At 68.2% G+C, this 15,520-nt stretch carries 18 protein-coding genes and 1 pseudogene; 9 read left to right on the top strand and 10 right to left on the bottom strand.

Going from position 1 to position 15,520, the window contains the following annotated elements:
• The 8 genes and pseudogenes from L0D17_RS07955 to L0D17_RS07920 all read left to right on the top strand — a co-directional run.
• Positions 1 to 303: pseudogene (locus L0D17_RS07955) on the top strand (hypothetical protein); the annotation flags it as partial.
• A 63-nt stretch (positions 304 to 366) separates the two neighbouring features.
• Positions 367 to 1,782, top strand: coding sequence for a DUF5666 domain-containing protein (locus tag L0D17_RS07950; RefSeq protein ID WP_243094709.1), 1,416 nt, complete (start codon positions 367 to 369; stop codon positions 1,780 to 1,782).
• Between the two features lie 81 nt (positions 1,783 to 1,863).
• Complete coding sequence (locus L0D17_RS07945) at positions 1,864 to 2,382, top strand: YceI family protein (RefSeq protein WP_243094708.1); 519 nt, start codon at positions 1,864 to 1,866, stop codon at positions 2,380 to 2,382.
• Positions 2,379 to 3,173, top strand: a complete 795-nt coding sequence (locus L0D17_RS07940) for a cytochrome c3 family protein (protein WP_243094707.1) — start codon at positions 2,379 to 2,381, stop codon at positions 3,171 to 3,173. The genes L0D17_RS07945 and L0D17_RS07940 overlap by 4 nt, the downstream gene beginning before the upstream one ends.
• 8 nt (positions 3,174 to 3,181) lie before the next feature.
• Complete coding sequence (locus L0D17_RS07935; protein WP_243094706.1) at positions 3,182 to 3,640, top strand: hypothetical protein; 459 nt, start codon at positions 3,182 to 3,184, stop codon at positions 3,638 to 3,640.
• Positions 3,637 to 4,293, top strand: a complete 657-nt coding sequence (locus tag L0D17_RS07930) for a response regulator transcription factor (protein ID WP_243094705.1) — start codon at positions 3,637 to 3,639, stop codon at positions 4,291 to 4,293. Before L0D17_RS07935 ends, L0D17_RS07930 begins: the two co-directional genes overlap by 4 nt.
• A complete protein-coding gene (locus L0D17_RS07925; RefSeq protein WP_243094704.1) occupies positions 4,290 to 5,531 on the top strand; it encodes a sensor histidine kinase in 1,242 nt (413 codons plus the stop codon). The genes L0D17_RS07930 and L0D17_RS07925 overlap by 4 nt, the downstream gene beginning before the upstream one ends.
• On the top strand, positions 5,506 to 6,057 hold the full coding sequence (locus L0D17_RS07920) for a hypothetical protein (RefSeq protein WP_243094703.1): 552 nt from the start codon (positions 5,506 to 5,508) through the stop codon (positions 6,055 to 6,057). The genes L0D17_RS07925 and L0D17_RS07920 overlap by 26 nt, the downstream gene beginning before the upstream one ends.
• Here L0D17_RS07920 and L0D17_RS13580 read toward each other — a convergent pair.
• The 7 genes from L0D17_RS13580 to L0D17_RS07885 are packed head-to-tail and all read right to left on the bottom strand — an operon-like array spanning position 6,038 to position 12,983.
• Positions 6,038 to 6,850, bottom strand: a complete 813-nt coding sequence (locus L0D17_RS13580; protein ID WP_279231646.1) for an NADH-quinone oxidoreductase subunit B family protein — start codon at positions 6,848 to 6,850, stop codon at positions 6,038 to 6,040. The genes L0D17_RS07920 and L0D17_RS13580 overlap by 20 nt on opposite strands.
• Before the next feature lie 8 nt (positions 6,851 to 6,858).
• On the bottom strand, positions 6,859 to 8,169 hold the full coding sequence (locus L0D17_RS07910; RefSeq protein WP_243094702.1) for a hydrogenase large subunit: 1,311 nt from the start codon (positions 8,167 to 8,169) through the stop codon (positions 6,859 to 6,861).
• The gene (locus L0D17_RS07905) at positions 8,157 to 9,503 is read right to left on the bottom strand and encodes a proton-conducting transporter transmembrane domain-containing protein (RefSeq protein ID WP_243094701.1); all 1,347 of its coding nucleotides are present in this window, start codon (positions 9,501 to 9,503) and stop codon (positions 8,157 to 8,159) included. Before L0D17_RS07905 ends, L0D17_RS07910 begins: the two co-directional genes overlap by 13 nt.
• A 3-nt stretch (positions 9,504 to 9,506) precedes the next feature.
• Entirely contained in the window at positions 9,507 to 10,139 is a 633-nt protein-coding gene (locus L0D17_RS07900; protein ID WP_243094700.1) for a hypothetical protein, read from the bottom strand.
• Positions 10,127 to 10,981, bottom strand: a complete 855-nt coding sequence (locus tag L0D17_RS07895) for a respiratory chain complex I subunit 1 family protein (RefSeq protein ID WP_243094699.1) — start codon at positions 10,979 to 10,981, stop codon at positions 10,127 to 10,129. The genes L0D17_RS07900 and L0D17_RS07895 overlap by 13 nt, the downstream gene beginning before the upstream one ends.
• Positions 10,978 to 12,639, bottom strand: a complete 1,662-nt coding sequence (locus tag L0D17_RS13575) for a proton-conducting transporter transmembrane domain-containing protein (protein ID WP_341474683.1) — start codon at positions 12,637 to 12,639, stop codon at positions 10,978 to 10,980. Before L0D17_RS13575 ends, L0D17_RS07895 begins: the two co-directional genes overlap by 4 nt.
• Complete coding sequence (locus L0D17_RS07885) at positions 12,636 to 12,983, bottom strand: ArsR/SmtB family transcription factor (protein WP_243094698.1); 348 nt, start codon at positions 12,981 to 12,983, stop codon at positions 12,636 to 12,638. The genes L0D17_RS13575 and L0D17_RS07885 overlap by 4 nt, the downstream gene beginning before the upstream one ends.
• Positions 12,984 to 13,445: 462 nt before the next feature.
• On the opposite strand from L0D17_RS07885, the gene L0D17_RS13945 reads away from it, so the two are divergent.
• Positions 13,446 to 13,715: a hypothetical protein gene (locus tag L0D17_RS13945; protein WP_243094697.1), complete on the top strand. Its 270-nt coding sequence runs from the start codon at positions 13,446 to 13,448 to the stop codon at positions 13,713 to 13,715.
• A 74-nt stretch (positions 13,716 to 13,789) separates the two neighbouring features.
• Here the strand turns inward: L0D17_RS13945 and L0D17_RS13570 are convergent, their stop codons facing one another.
• The 3 genes from L0D17_RS13570 to L0D17_RS07865 are packed head-to-tail and all read right to left on the bottom strand — an operon-like array spanning position 13,790 to position 15,520.
• Positions 13,790 to 14,077: a DUF1634 domain-containing protein gene (locus tag L0D17_RS13570; RefSeq protein ID WP_341474682.1), complete on the bottom strand. Its 288-nt coding sequence runs from the start codon at positions 14,075 to 14,077 to the stop codon at positions 13,790 to 13,792.
• A complete protein-coding gene (locus L0D17_RS07870; protein ID WP_243094696.1) occupies positions 14,074 to 14,910 on the bottom strand; it encodes a sulfite exporter TauE/SafE family protein in 837 nt (278 codons plus the stop codon). The genes L0D17_RS13570 and L0D17_RS07870 overlap by 4 nt, the downstream gene beginning before the upstream one ends.
• A 10-nt stretch (positions 14,911 to 14,920) precedes the next feature.
• Entirely contained in the window at positions 14,921 to 15,520 is a 600-nt protein-coding gene (locus tag L0D17_RS07865) for a QcrA and Rieske domain-containing protein (RefSeq protein ID WP_243094695.1), read from the bottom strand.

The raw sequence follows: 15,520 nt of genomic DNA, 5'->3' as shown, positions 1-15,520 counted from the left end.
CCGCTTTGGCCTCCTGCCCGGCAACGCTCGGGAGACTTGGGGGGAAGCGCTTTTGCTTGGGCTTCCCGCCGCCCTGGGGGACCGGGGGTTTCGCTGGGGCCGGGGGTGAGGAACTGGATAGAAGCCCGCTTCAGCGTGATGGTGCGCTCTTTGGGGCTTCATCGGGTAGAGGCCAGGTCCTTCTGGGGTCTTTTGGCGCGGGTGAACCTCATCCGCAAGGTACGCTATCGCGTGACCTTAGCCCACAACCTCATCCGGAGCCGGATCCTTCTCAGGATGGCGGGGGTGGGGGATTTGAGGTAGCACACGAGGGGATTTACGTTTCGCTTACGGAAGGGGTATACACTTCTCCCGGAGGTGGTGCACATGGGTAGGTGGATGATTCTGGCGGCGCTGGGCCTCCTGGTGTTGGCCTCGTGCACGATGCCCCAGACGCAGGCGGGCGGCACCCTCGAGGCCATGGGCGCGCTAGGGGGAACCCCCACGAACCCTACCCTCTTGGGCAAGCCCTTGGACCTGAGCCAGGCTTCCCTTTCCGAGGAAGGGGAGGTTTTCCAGGGGAACCTCCTCCCGGGAATGGTGGTGCGGGTCTTGGGCACGGATGCTGGCCAGGCCATCCGGGTCCAGTCCCTCGAGGTGCGGGTGGAACTCAAGGGGCCCGTGACCAGCGTGGATGTTCAGGCGGGCACCCTGGTGGTCCTGGGGCAGACGGTGTACATCGACGCCAACACCCGCATCTACGAAAAGGCCCCTGGGGGGTACCGGACGCTTCTCCTTTCGGACCTGCGGCCAGGGGACTATGTGGAGGTGCAGGGAACGGCCACGGAAGCGGGGATCCAGGCCACGTACGTGGAGCGCTACCCTGGGCCCTCCTCCCAGGTGGAAACCGAGGGCAGGGTACAGAACCTGGACACCGCCGGGAAGGCCTTCACGCTTAACGGCTTCACCGTGGACTACGCCCAGGCCCGGGTGGAAGGCACTCCCCGGGAGGGGGTGTGGGCGGAGGTGAAGGGGGAGCTTTCGGGAACCACGATTCGGGCTGCGAAGGTGGACTTTAAGGGGCAAGGCCAAAGCGGGTTCGGAACCTCCCGTCGGTTGGAGTTGGAAGGCCCCCTGGCGAACCTAGACGAGGCGGCCAAGACCTTCTCCCTTCTCGGCTACACCGTGGACTATAGCGGCGCCCAAGTGGTGGGTGCCCTGATGGAGGGGAGCTACGTGGAGGTGAAAGGGCGGGTGGACGGGGGCAACCCCACCCTCCTGCACGCCCAACTGGTCAAGGCCAAGTACCCGAGGACGCGGGCTCCCAAGGCGGAGGCCAAGGGGCAGGTGACCGCCCTAGACCCCACGGCCATGACCCTGGCCCTGGGGAGCCTTGCCTTCTACGCCGACCAGAACACCCTCCTCAAGCGGGACGAACCGGACGGGCCGATCGCCTTTGGGGAGATCCGGGTGGGGGACTTCGTGGAGGTGGCCTACGACCCCACCCTCCAGGACTCCCAGGGGCGCTTCTACGCCCTGCGGGTGGAGGTCAAGGGGGCCATGGGAGCGGAGGAGGGGGAGTGGGAGGGCGCCGTGCAGGCGGTAGACCGCGCCCAATACACCTTCCAGCTTCTCGGCTACACCGTGGCCACGGACGCCTCCACCCGCTTTGAAGCGGGGGACCGGGACCTGACCCAACAAGACTTCTTCGCCCTCCTTCAGCCCGGGAACTGGGTGGAGGTCAAGGGGGCCCTTTCGGGCACCACCATCCAGGCCAGCAAGGTGGAGCTTAAGCGCCGTTAGGCGTCCTAGTCCAGGGGGCCGGACCCGGGTCCGGCCCCCGTTTACGTCCGGTTTACGGTCTCCTGAAATACTGCCATTGTTATGCCTCGGAGATGGCTTTGGATCCTCCTCCTCTTGTCAGGCGGAGCCCTAGCCCAGGGGTACCAGGTACGGGGCGAGGTGGTTTATACCGCCCGGGCCCCCATCGGGACCTTTAGCGGTGTGAACCGGACGCTCCAGGGCGAGGTGCTCCTGGACCAAGGCTCAGGAAGCGTAAGCGGCCGCCTCTGCCTGGACCTCTCCGCCTGGGACTCGGGAGAACCCTTAAGGGACCGGCACACCCGCGAAATGTTTGAGGTGGAGCGCTACCCCAAAGCCTGTTTCACCCCAACGAAACTCGACGTGGATAAAGGGCTCCTTCACGGAACCTTGGACCTCCACGGCGTCCGGAAGGCCGTGGTCATACCTTTGGAGGTGGCCCAGGGCGTCCAGGGGGTCCGCTTCCGCGCCCGCTTTGCCCTTCGCCTGAGCGAGTACGGCCTGAAGGCGCCGCGGTTCATGGGGATGCAGGTGCGGGACGAGGTCCAGGTGGAGGTTCGGGGCGAGGGGGTGGGGCGGTGAGGGCCTGGGCCGCCCTCCTTCTCCTGATGGGGCTCGCCCTAAGCGGTGAAGGGGAACGCTACCTCTACCTGCGCTGGGATCCCGAGCGGCAACGCGCCCTCCTTTCCGACGGCACCCCTCTTCCACCTGGGGTTAACCTGGTGCCGGGGCAGTACGTGGAGTGGGAGGAGGGCCGCTGGAAGGGCAAGAACACCTGGCAACCCCCGCAGGACCTGGTGAAAACCTGGACACCCCGGGAAGCGGGCCGGGTGGTCTTCAGCCACGAGCGCCATTTCGCCGCCTTGGGGGCCAAGGGAAGCACCTGCCAGACCTGCCACGCCAGCCTGGATCGGGGGAAGGCTTGGCCCAGCTCGGCCCCAAGCCCCGCCTTGGAACCCCACGGCCGGGCTTCCTTGGGGCGCTTTTGCGCCACCTGCCACGACGGCAAAACCCTTCCAGGGACCCTTCAGGGAAGCCAAAGCCCCCTAAAGGCCCCCCTATTTCGCGCCTGGGGCCGTAAAGGGGAAGGCGCCTGCAATCAGTGCCACGCCCCTCAAGACCACGGCCTTGACTTCACCGCCATCCACGGGAAGCGGGTGGAGCGGCAGGGAACACGAATGTGCGCCGCTTGCCACCGCGGCGCCACCCAGCTGGCCCCGCAGGAAAGAGCGTGGGTCCAAGCCTTTTACCGCGCCCAACTCGCCCTCATCCGCAATCCAGATGACGAAAAGGCCTTCAATCAGGTCCTGCCCCCCAACTTCTGCGCCTACTGCCACGGCCTAGACGGCAAGGCCTGGAAGGGGAAAGACTGAGGTGGAGTATGGTGGAGATCCGAGCATGGCTTAAAGCGCGGTTTGCCGACCTCGTGGCCCTCACGGTGGCCTTGGGCTTCTTCCTCACCTTGGCCGAACTCCTCCTCATGGGACACACGGAGGGCGTTCAGGCCCTGGCCCCCCTGGCGGCGGGGCTCGGCGCCCTGTTGGCGGGCTTGGGCCTTCTGAGTCCAGGCCTGCGCCCCTGGGCGGCCGTGGCCCTTCTCCTTCTCGGGGGCGCAGGCCTCCTGGGACTGGCGGAGCACCTGGAGAAAGGCTTGGGCGGCGAGGCCCTGCGCCCGGGCGCCCTGGTCCTGGTGGACGAGGAGGGGACGTACGTGGGGGGCGCGGAAGAGGGAGGGAAGGGAAACGGCGAAAACGAGGCTACACCCCCTCCGCTGGCCCCTTTAAGCCTCTCGGGCCTTGCCCTCCTCGGGGCCTTAGCGCTTTCCGTCAAGGAGCCATGAGGGTTTTGGTGGTGGAGGACGAAGAGGGGATCCTCGAGCCCGTGGTGGCCCTCCTGCGCCGGGAGCGGTACGAGGCCGTGGGGGCGCGGGACCTGGAGGAGGCCTGGGCAAAGCTGGCGGAGGGGGAGCCCGATGTCCTCGTCCTGGACGTGATGCTTCCCGAAGGGGAGGATGCGGGTTTTCGTTTCGCCGAGGCCCTTCGGGGAAGCGGCTTTAAGGGGGGTATCCTCTTTCTCACCGCCCGGGACTCCCTCGAGGATCGCCTCCACGGCCTGGAGCTGGGTGGGGACGACTACCTGGTTAAGCCCTTCCACCTGGAGGAACTCCTGGCGCGCGTGAGGGCCCTGGCGCGGCGCAACGCCGACTTCAAGGGTCGGGTCCTTTCCCGGGGGCCCCTCCTGGTGGACCTGGCGGTGCGGCGGGTAACCTTCCAGGGGAAACCCGTTCACCTGTCCCCCAAAGCCTTCGCCCTCCTGGAGCTCCTCGCCCTCAATCCCGAGAAGACCTTTTCCCGGGAGGAGCTCCTCGCCCGCCTCTTCCCCGAGGCCCAGAGCGAGGCGGTTCTCCGGGTGTACGTGCGAAAGCTAAGGCAGCAACTCGCCCCCTGGGTGGTGGAGCGGGGGCCAGGGGGCTACCGCCTGGGTAAGCCATGAGCTTGAAGGGCCGACTGGCCTGGGCCTTTTTCTTGCTGACCGCCGGGAGCGGCCTCGTGACCCTCCTTGGGGGCTACGCCATCTTCCGCAACCTGGTGGAGCGGGACATCGCCTTGGACCTGGCGGAGGCCACCTCCCGGGTGCAACGGGCCTTGGCCCTCACCCCCTCGGGTCCCCGGCTCGTTTCCGCAGAGGCCTTCGGCGGGAGCCACTACGCCTTTGGCTTCCGGCTCCTGGACGGGGAAACGCCCATCTTGGAAGGAGGCTTCACCCCGCAACCCCAGGAGGCTTGGCGCACGGCCCGCCTGCCGTGGGAGGGGTATCGGCTGGAAGTCTACCTGCGCACGGAGGAGTACGCCCGGGCCCTTCGGGCCTATCTCCGAGGCGGCTTCCTGCTCCTCCTCCCCCTCCTGGGGTTGGCGAGCCTCCTAGGGTACGCCTTCGCCACGCTGCTCCTGAAGCCCCTGGAAGCCCTGGCGGAAGCGGTGGAAGCCCTTTCCGCCCTCCAGTTCCCCAGGCCCCTCAGCCCGGTTCGGGAGCGGGAGATGAACCGCTTGGTCCAGAGCTTTAACCGGATGGCGGAGGCGGTGCGGGGAGCGTTGGAACGGGAACGGCTGTTCACGCGACACGCCTCCCATGAGCTCCGGAGCCCCTTGACCGTGGTCCGAAGCCAGGTGGAGGCCTTGGAGGGGGGGCTGGTCCCCCTGGAGCGCGCCCTTCCCAGGCTGGCGCAGGCCGTGAACCGCATGGAGGCGGTGCTGGAGGGGCTCCTGGCCCTGGCCCGCACCGAGGCGGCGGATCTGGCCCCGCTGGAGCTTGGCGCCTACCTGCGCCAATACCTCAGGGGGTGGACCGGGGTGGGGGCCGAGGTGCAGGGCCCCGCCTGGGTCCTGGCACACCCAGGCTTGGTGGAGCGCATCTTGGACAACCTCTTGCAAAACGCCCTCCGCCACGGGGCCCCGCCCGTGGAGGTGCGCCTCCTCCCCTCAGGGGAAGAGGTCCGCCTCGAGGTGCGGGATCACGGGCCGGGCGTGGCGCCCGAACACGTGCAGCGGCTGACGGAGCCCTTCTTCAGGGGCCAGGGGAGCCACCCGGGCCTGGGGCTTGGCCTGGCGCTGGCGGAACAGGCGGCACGGCGGCTCGGGGGGAGCCTGGAGGTGGAAAACGCGCACCCCGGGCTACGGGTACGGGTGCGGTTGCCGAGGTGGAAGGATGACGCGGCGGCAGTTCCTCGCTAGGCTACCCCTCTGGCTCCTCGCCGGGGGGATGGCTGCGGCCTCAGGCGACGGGGAGAAGGGGCGGGAGAAAGGCAAGGAAGCGCCCAACGAGGATAAGGAAGGGAAAAGAGGCGGGCGCCCGGTCTACTACGGCCGGGTGGAGGCGGTGGAGGAAGGGAGGCTTTGGGCCGGGGGCCGGGCCTTCCCCTCCTCTTCCCCCCTCCTCCCCTACCTGGCCCCGGGGATGGTGGTGGAGGTGGGCCCGGAAGGCCTCCGGGTCCTAGAGCCGGAGGCGTGGGCCTACGGCGAGGGGCCGGGAAGCCTCTTCGGGCTCCCCCTCGCTTGGGCAAGGCTCTGGTGGGTTGCGGGCCAGGTCTGGAAGGCCCTACCGGGGGCCGGACGCGAAGCCATCCTCGTGGCCCGTTACCGCGAGGGCGGATGGCAGGGGGTGCCCCGGGGGCTCAGCCTGCCCCAGCCCCCCAAGGAAGGCTGGTGGCTCTTAAGGCTGGAGGGCTTGAAGGGGAGCCTCATGCGCCTCCTCCAGTAAGGCCTTCGGGCGACACCCCGCCCCTTAGCCTTTGCGCCACCCGCCCCGTTAGAAGCAGGAGTCCAAAAAGGATGGCGCCGGGCCGTGGGGGATCCCCGGGCACGTAAACGTCCACCGCCACCACCCGGTCTACCCCGCCCACCACCGCCGGGCTCCCGGCAAACATCCCGCCCGCGATGGCCTCGTTCCCCACCGCCACCACCCCCTTGGGCTCGGGCATGGCCTCGTAGGTGCGCCGCAGGGCCTCGGCCATGTTGCGGCTCACGGGACCGGTGACCACCAAGGCGTCTGCATGCCGCGGCGAGGCCACCACGGCGAAGCCGAAGCGGCCCATGTCGTGGAAGGGGTTGCCGAGGAGGGCCACCTCGGAATCGGCGAGGCCGGTGTCCCCGGCGCTAACCTCCCGGAAAGCCAGGGTGGGGAGGGCGAGCTCGGGCCTGGGGGGAGGTGGGGGGCCCGGGTCCAGGAAGCGCTGGCGCGCCAGGTCCACCCGCTGCACCAAGTCCTCCCTCCGGGTGACCGCCACTGCCAAGGAGCGCATTTCCCCCACCGCCTCCGGGTACGCCAAGGCGCACCGACCGCACCCCACGCACCGCGCCAGGTCCAAAGCGAAGACGCCCTCTTCCTCAAAAAAGGCCCCGCTGGGGCAAAGGGCCAGGAGGCCCCTTCTCCGCGCCGCCTCCAGCCCCCCAGGCCTGAGGAGGGGAAAGCCGAAGGCGTGTGCCGGGACCTTTAGGAGTTCCTCCAGTCTTCTCGTCAAAAGGCCGATGCGCAAGCTCTTCCACAGGCTCATCTTCCCCCCTAGAGGTCGTTCCCGGCGTAGGAAAGGTCAAAGGACTTGTTGCAGAGGGGGAAGTCAGGGAGCCCCTCCCCCCGCACCGCCAGCTCCAGGGCCCGCCAGTTCTTGAAGGACGGGTCCACCCCTTCCGCCGCCACCACCCGCCCTTCCTCGATGCGCACGAACCAGAAGACCTCCCCCCGGCCCGCCTCCACCCGGGCCATGGCTTCCCCCTCCCCAGGGGCTGGGTCCCAGGCCAGGGGGCCCTCCGGCAGGCGGGAAAGGAAGCCGCGGGCGTGGTCCAAGGCCGCCACCGCTTCCTCGGCGTAGACCTGGGCCCGGGCCAAGACGTCCCCTCCCTGGCGGACCACCGGGGTGAAGCCGGGGTAGAGGGGATCGTCCTGGCGCAGGTCCCGGCCCACGCCGCTGGCCCGGGCCGTGGGGCCCACAAAGCCTAGGGCTTCCGCCTCCACCCGGCGCACCACGCCCACGTACCGCATCCGGTCCAGCACAGGCGGCTGGCGCAGAAGGCGGGGAAGGAGGCGGGCCAGCTCCTCCCGGTAGCGGGCGAGGGCCTCGAGGTCCACCCTCCCCTCCCGCCACACCCCCCCCACGCGGAGGAAGTTCCGGCCGTAGCGGTGCCCCGTGAGGCGGTCCATCTCCCCCTGGAGGAGGGCGCGGATCCGTCCCACCTGCGTGGCCCCGTAGGCGTAGCCGATGTCGGTGAAAAGCCCAGCCAGGTGCCCAAGGTGGCCAAAGGCGCGCTCCAGCTCCAAGGCCGCCCGGCGAAGGGCCTGGGCCCGGGGCGGGGCCGCCCGCCCGAGCGCCCCCTCCCAGGCCTCGGCGAAGGCCAGGGCGTGGGCCACGGGTTCGCTGCCCGCCCTTTCCGCCAAGAGAAGGGCGCGCTCAGGGCCGGCCCCAGGCAACAGGGAAAGCAGGCCCCTGTGCTGATAGCCGAGGCGGATCTCGAGGTGGACGATGCGTTCCCCGAGGACGCTGAAACGGAAGTGGCCCGGCTCGATGATCCCGGCGTGGACCGGCCCCACGGGCACCTCGTGGAGCTCAGGGAACCTAAGAAAGGCGTAGGGCAGGTCGTGGCGCCGCAGGGGCTTGAGGTCCCGGTGGCCCTCCACCACCAGACCCCGCTCCCAAAGCGCCCGCTCAAACCAGTCCAGGGCGGGGAACTCGGCGGCGAGGCTCGGAAACCGCCCGGCGCCCCCGTAGCGGTAGACCGAAAGCGCTCCCCCCACCTCCACCACCAAAGCCACCCGATCCCCATCGGGAAACATGGCCACGGGCCGACCCTCGCGCAGGGCGTTTTTCACCTCGTCCACAGCACCCCCTCCAGGGTTTTCAAAAGCCCCACCGGCGGAAAAAGCCCTAAGAGCACAAGGGCGCCCAGCAAGAGCCAAAGGGAGCCCCAGGCCAAGGGCCTGGACCGGGGTAGCTGGCCCGGCCCGAAACCCATGCGGGTCATGGGCCCAAGAAGACCGGCGAAGGCCAGCCCCAGCCCCAAGAGGTACAAAAGGCCGAGGGCAGGCCAGCGCCAGGCAGCGGCCACCGCCTGGACCTCGGCGAAGAAAAGGGGAAAAGGCGGCAACCCGCCCAGGGCCGCCAGGGCCAGGACCAAGGGCACGCCCAGGGCGGGCATTCCCAGGAAAAGGCCGCCCACCCGCCCCACCTCCCGGGCGTGGGTGAGGGCATAGACCCCGCTCGCCCCCAAGAAGGCCAGGGTCTTGGCCAGGGAATGGGCCAGGGAGTGGAAGAGGGCGAGCCAGGGCAGGCCCAGGCCCAAGGCAAAGACCGCAAGGCCCATGTGCTCCACGCTGGAGTAGGCGAGAAGCCGCTTGTACTCCTTCTGTCCGTAGAGGAGAAGCCCAGCCCCCAAGAGGCTTAAGAGGCCGAATGCGAGGAGGAGGCCCTGGGCGAAGGGAAAGAGGCCCGCCGCCTGGGCCAAGGCGGTGTAGCGGAGCAGGGCGTAAAAGGCCACGTTCAAGAGGGTGCCGGAAAGCAGGGCGGAGGCGGGCCCCGGGGCCTCGGCGTGGGCATCGGGGAGCCAGGTGTGGAGGGGGAAAAGGCCCACCTTGGTACCGAACCCCACCAGCAAGAAGGCGTAGGCCACCCTGAACCCGTTCGGGTCCACGGTGGCCATGAGCGTCCGAGCTTGCCCCCAGTCCAAGGTGGCCCCGCGCAAAAGGGCGTAGACCAGGATCACCCCCAAAAGCCCAAAGGCGATGCCCACGCTCCCCAGCATCAGGTACTTCCAAGTGGCCTCGAGGGCCCTGGCCCCTCCCGTGTGGTAGACGAGGAGGGCGGAGGCCAGGGTGCTCCCCTCCACGAAGACCCACAAGAACCCCAGGTTTTGGGCCAGGTACGCCCCGTGGGCGGCGAGAAGGAAGAGGGCCCCAGCTCCGTAAAAGCGCCAGGCCTCTTCTCGCGGGAAGTAGCCCCGGGCAAACCGGGCCACCAGGGCGTAAAGCAGATCGGTGAGGGCCAGGTAGAAAAGGCCCACGGCGTCCAGCCGCAAAGGCCCCGCCGCCTGGCCCAGGAGGGCCAGGGAAAGGAGCACCGCCGCCAAGGGCACGGCTTGGGACAGGAAGGCAAGCCGTTCCGGACGCCGCCCGCCCAAGAAGACCAGAGCGGGGAGGAACAGGAGCACATACAGCACGCCTCACCCCCTTAGCGCCCGCATACGGGCGGTGTCCAGGTGCCCGAGCTCCCCCTTGATGCGGAAGAGGAGGATGCCTGCCAGGAAGACGGCGGCAAAGGCGTCCAAGGCCACGCCCAACTCCACAAAAAGAGGCAGGCCGTGGCTTTCCGCCAGGGCCAGGAGGAAGACCCCGTTCTCCAGGGCCAAGAACCCCAGCACCTGGCTGATGGCCTTCTTCCGCGCCACCATGGAAAGTGCCCCCAAGAGGACAAGGCTTAGCGCCACGGGCACGCCCTCGGGGAGGGGCGCCCCGGGGAGGAGGAAGACCCTGCCCACGCGGAAGGCCAGGGCGGTGAGGACGCCCGCCAGAACCAGGGTGAGGAAGACGGAGAGGTAGCCCTCCACCTCATGGCTCACCTCGAGGCGGTCCAACAGCCAGAAGAGGTAGTAAGGGATGGCGATCCCTTTGATGAGGAACAGGGCTAGCCCGGCCAGGACAAAGTGGGGCTCCCCTCGCGCCAGCCCGAAGGACACCAGGGCCAAGAGAACGTTTTGTAACGCATAGAGCCGGATAATGGCGTCCAGGCTCCGCCGGCTCACCATGAGAAACCCCGTTCCCAAAACCGCAAGGACGAGCACGTTTACCCCATCCATATCGCCCCCAAAAGCGCCAGCGCCCCGAAGAGGGTGTTGTAGGAAAGGAAGTCGGGGAGCCTTAAGTAGCGAAGCTTCACCCCGTAGGTTTCCAGGTAGGCGAGGGCCAGCGCCCACGCCCCCGAAACCGCCAAGAAGACAAGAAGCCGCGGGCCCGGCAAGAGCACGGACATTCCCGCGGCGTAAAAGAGCATCTTGACCGAGGCGGCCAGCTCGTAGAGCGCCAAGAGAGGGCCGCTGTGATCCAGGAGCTGGGCCTCGTGGATCATGGTCAGCTCCAGGTGGGTGGTGGGGTCGTCCACAGGCATTCGCGCCCCCTCCGCCAGTAAGGCCACGGCCAAGGAAGCGAGGACCAGGGTCAGCACCAGGGCGTTTTCCCCACCCAGGACCGGCAAGCCCTGCAGGCTACTCCCCTGCCCCAGCCTCACCGCCGCCGCCAGGGCCATGAGGGTTCCCGGCTCGGCCAAGAGGGTCACCACCCCCTCGCGGTAGCTCCCTTGGGCTCCAAAGGCGCTTCCAGCGTCCAGGGCGGCGAGCATCTGGAAAAAGCGGCCCAAATTCAGAAGGTATAGCGCCAGGAGAAAGTCCCCGGGGAAGCCGAGCCCCGGCAAGATGGGCAGAAAGCTCGCTGCTAAGGCGCTCCCCAACAGGGCCAAGGCCGGGCCCAGGAGGAAGACGGGGCTGCTGGCCAGGGGGCGCACCCAGGCCTTGCGCCAAAGCTTGGCAAGGTTTCGGTATTCCAGGAAGGGGCTTGCTCCTTGCCGATGGGTCAACCTCGCTTTGAGCCACTTCACGCTCCCGCCAAAGAGCGGGGCGAAGAGCAGGAGAAAGAGGGCCGTCACCGCAACACCACCCCCAAGACCGCCACCAGGGCGAGCAGCTGAAGGAGCAGGTACAGGTGGATGCTCCCGGACTGGAGGGACTGGAGGGCCCGGGCCAAGCGGGCGTAGCCGCCGCCAATCCCCTGGTAGGCCTCGATCAACGGTTCCTCCAAGGCTGGCCGCTCGCCCACCCGAAGCCGGACGAAGGGGAAGAGGTACAGGGCGGGAGCGGCGAACCCTAAGCCGTTGGGCTGCATACGGGGCTCCAAGGGCGCATGGCCGCAGTCCCAGGTGCCGTAGTCCCGGTGCGGCCGGGCCTTGAGCCAGCGGTAGAGGGGATACGCCAGGGCAAGGAGGGCCAGCCCGAGGGCACCATTGGGATAAAAGGTAGCCCCCAGGGGCCGGAGCACGAACCCCGGGAATAGCCCAAGGAGGAGTAAAGCCACCGCTAGGAGGCCCAGTCCCCGGCGCATGCCCCCATCCAGGTGGACCGCCGTTTGGGCCCTGGCAAGGCCCAAGAAGGCCAGACCGAAGAGGCGGACGTAGAAATAAAGAGCCAATCCCCCCACCAAGGCCAGCACCCCCACCGCCAGGGGCAGAAAGCCCGGGGCCTGCAGGAAGCCCCTATAGGCCGACCACTCGGCCAGGAAGAGGGGCCCGGGGGGAAGCCCGGCTCCCACGGCCATGCCCAAAAGGACCAAAGCCCCCAGGCCTGGGTCCAGGCGCCAGAGGCCCCCGAGCCGGGAGAGACGCCGCTCCGGCAAGGCCCCCGCCGCCAGGAAGAGAAGCCCCTTGAAAAGGGCATGGGAAAGCTGATGGAGGAAGAAGGCGTAAAGGAAGAGGGGAGCCTGGGTGAGGAAGTAGGCTCCGAGGGTCGCTTGCATGAGGCCCAGATTCTCCACACTAGAGTAGGCGAGGGCCCCCTTCAGGTCCTCCTCGCCAAGGCCCCGCACCAAGGCGTACACGCCCCCCAGTAACCCCAACACCACCAGGGTCCAGGCTGCCCACGCGGGAGGGGGGCCGAACCAGAGCTGCGCCTGGTAGAGCCCATAAAGCCCCAGCTTGGTCATGGCCGAGGAAAGGAGCGCCGACACCGGGCTCAGGGCAACGGGGTGGGCCACGGTAAGCCACGGGTGGAAGGGGAACAGGGCCGCCTTCACGCCGAAGCCCAGGAGGATCCCAGCCCAGAGCCAGTCCCTGGGTAGGGTTACCTGGCCCAAGAAGGCCAGGTAAAGCCCAGCGGACCCCAGGCGGCTAGCCAGAAAGAAGGCGCGAGCTCCCGCCTCGGCCTGAGGGCCTTCCAGCCCGATGAGGAGATAGCCCAGGAGTGCCATCCCCTCCCACAGGAACAAGAAGGGAAGCCCGGGCGGAACCACCATCACCCCGGCCAAGACCCCTATGAAGAGGGGGACGAGGAGGGCGTAGGCCCGGGCAGCCCTGGGGTGGTGGGCCAGGTAGGCGGGGACGTAGAGGGCGAGGGCCAGGGTGAGAAGGCCGAGGAGCAGGTGGAAAAACCCGGAGGCCTGGCCGCCATACCCCCAGGCCAGGCCTCCCCGGACCATGGAGAGGGCCCCGGCCACCCCTAGGGCCAAGCCGTACAGGAGGGACCCGGGGTTCCGGAACCCGAGGAGGCTGGCCAGCGCCAGGGCGAGCCAGCTTCCCACGAGCCAGGCGCTCACCTTTCCCCCTCGAGGGCCTCCAGGCGAGCCCGCTCCGATTGCACGTGGCGCTCAAAAATGCGTCGCCCCAGGTTCAAGAAGGCGTAGACCTCGGGGTCCTTGGTCCGGTAGTAGGCGAGCGCCCCTTCTCGCCTTACCTCCACTAGCCCCCGGTCCCGCAAGAAGGCCAGCTGCCGGGAAACAGCAGGCTGCTCCACCCCAAGTTCCCGCTGCAGGGCGGTGACCGTCTTTTCCCCCTCCCGCAAGGCGTCCAGAATAGCCAGGCGCAAGGGATGGGCCAGGGCTTTAAAAAACTCCGCCTTATAGCGATGCAAGGGGCTCGGCATGTATTCCTCCTTCCACATATGGTGATATTGACATATAGCAATCCTATCTACTTCCTGCTGCGTCGTCAACCTCGGGTGGGCTTGCCTTTCAAAATCCGTATGGTCTACGCGCCCTAGCGCCATGGGCAAGCGCGGCTTTCCCCGGCGAGAACCGAGCCCCAAAGAGGTCCTCACCCACTGCCTCCGCCTCGCCCAGGAGGTGGCCCCTCCCACCCCCACGGGCCGAAGGGGGGGGACCCTGGCGCTACCCCCACGCCCTCTACCTCGCCTTGCTCCTCTTCCGCGCCTTCCCCAAGCTCGTCCACCGCCGAACCGAGGCCCTCCCGCGAAACCCGACGGAAGACCCCTTCCCCTCCCACCTGTCCCTGGCCCAAGCCCCCGACCCCCGGGGCAAGAATCGGCAATACTCCCTTTCGGGCCGAAGGCCTGCAAAAGGCCCTCCTCTCCCTCTTCCCCCAAGCCCAACTGGGTGAAGCGTGGGTGGTGGAGGGGAAGACCCTAAGGGGGAGCCGCACGGGACAATCCCCCCAGGCGCGGCTCTGGTGGGTCTTGGCCCTGCACCTGCGGACCACCCTGGCCCAGGTGAGGGGAGGGAGGCGGAGGCCCAGCGGAGGCTTCTGGCCTCCTTGGGGGCGGTGGGCGACGGAGAACGGTTCCTTCTGGGTGAGGGGGAAGAAGGCGGCCCTGGAGGCGTTCTCCTTCCATCCCCTCTCCGCCCTCAAGTTCCTGGGGTTGTATGCGGCGGAATAGCAGTCAAGTCTGCATCCCAAAGGGGCGTGCTAGGGGCGCGCCCCCATCCCTCAGGGGTTCGCCGTCCGCACGCCTTACGTGAGGAGGCCGAGGAGGCTTAGGAGGAGGACCATGAGCACAAAAAGGGTGATGCCCACGAAGGTCCAATCCCCCTCGGTGGCGAAGAGGAAAGTAGCTAGCGCCACCCGGGTCACGGGGGTAAGGACGAGGACGTATAGCCCCGCCCAGGCCAAGCCCTCCGCCAGGCGCGGTCCTAGGCCCAAGAAGCCCACGTGGCCGAGCCCCCCCAGGGTTAGGAGCAAGGCGGCCAGGGCCACTCCCAGGCGGAGTACCCAGGCGAGGAGGGCCTCCCGTGTCCTCACGCCCTCACCCCCTGCACGAGCATCTGCACTCCCAGGGCAGCGATGGCCAGGGCGAAGACAAGCCTGAGCCGCGGTGTGGGGGTTCCGGGCAGGAGGCGCGCTCCCAAAAAGGCACCCAGGAGGACCCCGAGCACCACGGGAAAGGCCACCCAGGGGTCCACGTAGCCGCGACGGAAGTAGAGCCCGGCGCTGGCCGCCGCTGTCACCCCGATCATGAAGTTGGAGGTGGTGGTGGAAACCTTGTAGGGCAGGCCCATGACCCGGTCCATGGCCAGCACCTTTAGGGCGCCGGAACCGATGCCCAAAAGCCCCGAAAGGGCGCCTGCGAGAACCATGAGGAGAAAACCCTGGGGAAGCCGGCGCACGCCGTAGGCGACCTCGCCTCGGGGGGTTGGGTAGCGGCCACCAAGCCGGAGCCTGGCCGTCAAGGGGTGGGAGGCGGTTGGCGGAAGGGGTTGGTCCTGGTGCCGGGATCGGAAGGAGAGATAGGCGGAGTGGAGGAGGACCAGCCCAAAGAGAACGGCCACCCACCGCTTGGGCAACACCCCAAGAAGGTTGGCCCCCAGGAGGGCCCCCAGGGTGGTGGCCGTCTCCAAAAACATCCCTAGGCGCAGGTTAATGTACCCTTCCCGGACGTAGGCTGCGGCTGCCCCGCTGCTGGTGGCGACCACGGAGACCAAGGAGGCTCCGAGGGCGTGGTGCAGGTCCACCTTGAAGGCGAGCACCAAGAGGGGCACCAGCACCACCCCGCCCCCCAGCCCGGTGAGGCTTCCCAAAAGTCCCGCCAAGAGGCTGCCCCCGAACACGCCGAGGGTGAAGGCAAGTTCCCCCATGGCCTTAAGGTTACCCGTTTTGCACCCCCACGGGTCCCGTAAAGGGTCCGGTGACCACGACGCGCCCACCCTGCACCGCCACCGCAAGCAAGGGTATGGGGCGGGGCGGGGGGCCCGCCACCACCTGGTCCGTGAAGGGGTTGTACTCGCCCCCGTGGCAGGGGCACTGCATGACCTCTTGGCCTGCGTGCCACAGGCTGACGATGCAGCCCAGATGGGTGCACACCGCTGAGTAGACCACGAGGTCTCCCGCGGCATGGGCTTTGACCAGGGGGGCCATGCGGTTTGGGTCCAGGCGGAGGGCGAGGAGGGTATTTCTGGGGTCCCCGCTCCGCACCGTGCCCGTTTTGGGCTCCATGGGGTAGGCCAAGACCATGGGGCCACCCAAGGGGAGGCTTTGGGGGTCAATGGGCGTGCCCTGGTTGTGCCCGGTGGCGTAAACGAGGAAGTCGCCCACCTGGGGTGGCAACTTGTCGGGGGACCGGGATGCTGGGGGAATCAGGTCCCTGGCCACCAGTAAGGCCGAAAGGGTGGCGAAGCCCACGCTTGTGCCGATTAGCCCTAGGATGAGCCGGCGCTCCTGTTGCAGCTTGGGGTCTTCCCGCTCCAT

It is taken from the genome of Thermus thalpophilus (assembly GCF_022760915.1).
Taxonomy (GTDB): Bacteria; Deinococcota; Deinococci; order Deinococcales; family Thermaceae; genus Thermus; species Thermus thalpophilus.
This window is presented reverse-complemented; position numbering and strand designations above follow the sequence as displayed.

Coding starts and splice junctions, on each gene's coding strand:
- L0D17_RS07950 (WP_243094709.1), top strand. CDS start 367: ATGGGTAGGTGGATGATTCTGGCGGCGCTGGGCCTCCTGGTGTTGGCC.
- L0D17_RS07945 (WP_243094708.1), top strand. CDS start 1,864: ATGCCTCGGAGATGGCTTTGGATCCTCCTCCTCTTGTCAGGCGGAGCC.
- L0D17_RS07935 (WP_243094706.1), top strand. CDS start 3,182: ATGGTGGAGATCCGAGCATGGCTTAAAGCGCGGTTTGCCGACCTCGTG.
- L0D17_RS07930 (WP_243094705.1), top strand. CDS start 3,637: ATGAGGGTTTTGGTGGTGGAGGACGAAGAGGGGATCCTCGAGCCCGTG.
- L0D17_RS07925 (WP_243094704.1), top strand. CDS start 4,290: ATGAGCTTGAAGGGCCGACTGGCCTGGGCCTTTTTCTTGCTGACCGCC.
- L0D17_RS07920 (WP_243094703.1), top strand. CDS start 5,506: ATGACGCGGCGGCAGTTCCTCGCTAGGCTACCCCTCTGGCTCCTCGCC.
- L0D17_RS13580 (WP_279231646.1), bottom strand. CDS start 6,850: ATGAGCCTGTGGAAGAGCTTGCGCATCGGCCTTTTGACGAGAAGACTG.
- L0D17_RS07900 (WP_243094700.1), bottom strand. CDS start 10,139: ATGGATGGGGTAAACGTGCTCGTCCTTGCGGTTTTGGGAACGGGGTTT.
- L0D17_RS07885 (WP_243094698.1), bottom strand. CDS start 12,983: ATGTGGAAGGAGGAATACATGCCGAGCCCCTTGCATCGCTATAAGGCG.
- L0D17_RS07870 (WP_243094696.1), bottom strand. CDS start 14,910: ATGGGGGAACTTGCCTTCACCCTCGGCGTGTTCGGGGGCAGCCTCTTG.
- L0D17_RS07865 (WP_243094695.1), bottom strand. CDS start 15,520: ATGGAGCGGGAAGACCCCAAGCTGCAACAGGAGCGCCGGCTCATCCTA.